This window comes from Kineococcus vitellinus (assembly GCF_009906315.1).
GTDB lineage: Bacteria > Actinomycetota > Actinomycetes > Actinomycetales > Kineococcaceae > Kineococcus > Kineococcus vitellinus.
The window spans coordinates 1-524 of record NZ_JAAALL010000645.1 but is presented as its reverse complement, the minus strand read 5'-3'; the positions used below and the strand labels follow the sequence as shown (position 1 = coordinate 524).

Here is a 524-nt window from a genome sequence, read left to right as displayed (position 1 = left end):
ACCAGGAGGAGCCCGGTGGCACCCACCTGCCCCCCGCGCAGCGCAGCGCACCCGAGGAGGACGCCGTGAAGATCGTCATCACCGACTGCGACCACGACTCCCTCGCCGAGGAGCGGGCCGTCGCGGACGCCGCCGGCGCCGAGCTCGTCCTGGCCCCCTCGGGCGCCGCGGACGACGTCGTCGCCGCCGCCGCCGGCGCCGACGCCCTCGTCGTGCAGTACGCGCGCATCGACGCCGGCGTCCTGGACGCGCTGCCCACCGTGCGCGCCGTCGGCCGCTACGGCGTCGGCGTCGACACCGTCGACGTCGCCGCCTGCACCGCCCGCGGCGTCGCGGTCTGCAACGTCCCCGACTACGGCACGGAGTCGGTGTCCGACCACGCGATCGCCCTGGCGCTGGCGGCGGCCCGCCGCATCGCGTGGATGGACCGCGGGGTGCGCGACGGCAGCGGCGGGCTGCGCCCGGTGCGCCCGCTGCACCAGCTCGGCGGGCGCGTCTTCGGCGTCGTCGGCCTGGGCCTGATC

At 78.1% G+C, this 524-nt stretch carries 1 protein-coding gene; it reads left to right on the top strand.

Translation table 11 applies throughout. The features are described 5' to 3' along the window. Positions 1-65 precede the first annotated feature (65 nt). Positions 66-524 (top strand): Rossmann-fold NAD(P)-binding domain-containing protein (locus tag GTQ99_RS23905; RefSeq protein ID WP_476702864.1); only part of this gene is annotated, 459 nt, incomplete at its 3' end.